This is a genomic window from Sphingorhabdus sp. (assembly GCF_023910635.1).
Taxonomy (GTDB): Bacteria; Pseudomonadota; Alphaproteobacteria; order Sphingomonadales; family Sphingomonadaceae; genus Sphingorhabdus_B.
In genome coordinates, this window is the sequence record NZ_JAAVVZ010000083.1 from 1 (window position 1) to 1,626 (window position 1,626).

The 1,626-nt window shown below is 55.0% G+C and carries 2 protein-coding genes; both read left to right on the forward strand.

Annotation, left to right across the window (positions count from 1 at the left end; genetic code table 11):
- A partial coding sequence (locus HEQ34_RS14360) for an MFS transporter (protein WP_366934880.1) occupies positions 1-1,347 on the forward strand: 1,347 nt, incomplete at its 5' end.
- The coding region (locus tag HEQ34_RS14365; RefSeq protein WP_296201601.1) for an aldehyde dehydrogenase family protein at positions 1,340-1,626 on the forward strand (287 nt) is incomplete at its 3' end. The genes HEQ34_RS14360 and HEQ34_RS14365, both read left to right, overlap by 8 nt.

The window sequence follows — 1,626 nt, forward strand, 5'->3', positions numbered from 1 at the left end:
AGGGCCAGAACTGGCCGCAACCTGAGGGGAATGACGATGGCGAACAACGAGCCGACCGCACCAGTAAGTGCCGATGATGTATCGACGCTAGGGCAGCGTTGGTATGTCCTGTTCATTATGATGTTGGCCTACGCCATCAACATTGCTGACCGTTATGTGATGTCGACGGTCCTTGAACCGATCAGGCTTGAGCTTCAACTCACCGACGCCGGAGTGGCGTTTTTGACGGGCGTTTCGCTTGCCTTTTTCTACGTCATCATGGGCATTCCACTGTCGTGGATTGCCGACCGGTATAACCGCCGCAACCTGCTCGCCGCATCGATTACCATTTGGTCCGCGATGACCGCTTTGTGTGGGATGTCGCAAGGCTACATGCAGTTGCTGTTGGCGCGGATCGGCGTCGGTGTCGGCGAAGCTGGCGGAACGCCGTCTTGCAACTCGATTGTGGCGGATTATTTTCCCGCTGGACGACGCGCTATGGCAATGACGATTTTCGCGCTCGGCGCGCCAATTGGTGCTTGGCTGGGTGCCGACATGGCAGGCTATGTAGCCGCAGAATATGGCTGGCGGATGGCTTTTTACGTTTTGGGCATTCCCGGTATCCTGCTGGCGATTGTTATCATGCTGACAATCAAGGAACCCAAGCGCGGGCGGCTTGATATGGTTGACGATTCCGCTGCGCCAAACTTGACGGAAACACTGAAATATATCTGGTCGCAAAAAGGCATGGTGCACGCGATCATGGGCAGCGGCCTTTCTGCGCTTTGGGGCTGGGGTTTGATGTGGTTTACACCTACCTTTATTCAACGCGCATATGGCTTGGATGTGGGGGAGGCCGGTGCTGTGATTGGCCCCATTCATTTGATCATGGGCATAGGCGCATCGCTGCTAACCGCATGGCTTGTGGGAAGGCCGTCCTATACTGACCCTCGTAAAGTGCTGCGCCTGTTGTCTGTTGTGACTGCTTTGGCCACCATTCCGTCAATTTATGCGTATTACACAAACTCCTTGGCAACCGCGACGTTGATGTGGTGGATATTCATTCCGGCGATCTATTTCTATATCGGCCCGGCCATGTCATTGCTGCAGAATCTCGCACCACCAAAAATGCGTGCGATGGTGATTGCGGTCTCGCTTTTGGTGGCGAATGTCTTCAACTTGATCGTCGCGCCGCAAGGCGTGGGTTTATTGAGCGACTATTTCGCGGGTCCCGCTGGTGCCGACGCCGAATCGCTTCGAATGGCATTGCTGGTTCTGGCACCGACGGGGTTCTGGGCAGCGTGGCATTATTGGCGTGCCGAAAAATATGCATATGATGATCAGAAAAGAGCTTGTGGTTATGTCTAATTCGCCGCTTAAATCCTATATCAATGGCGCATGGGTCTTGCCTGCGACATCCACGGCAACGGTGGATGCGGTTAACCCTGCTACTGAAGACGTGTGCGCCGTTGTTGCGGTTTGCGGGCCTGATGATGCTGACAGGGCGGTCCATGCGGCGCGGGCGGCATTTGATGGCTATGCTGCGACCACGCTTGAACACCGGATTGCTTTGGTGGAAAAGCTGATCAGCATTTTTGAGCGACGCTATGACGAAATGGTCACTGCCATATCGACCGAGATGGGCGC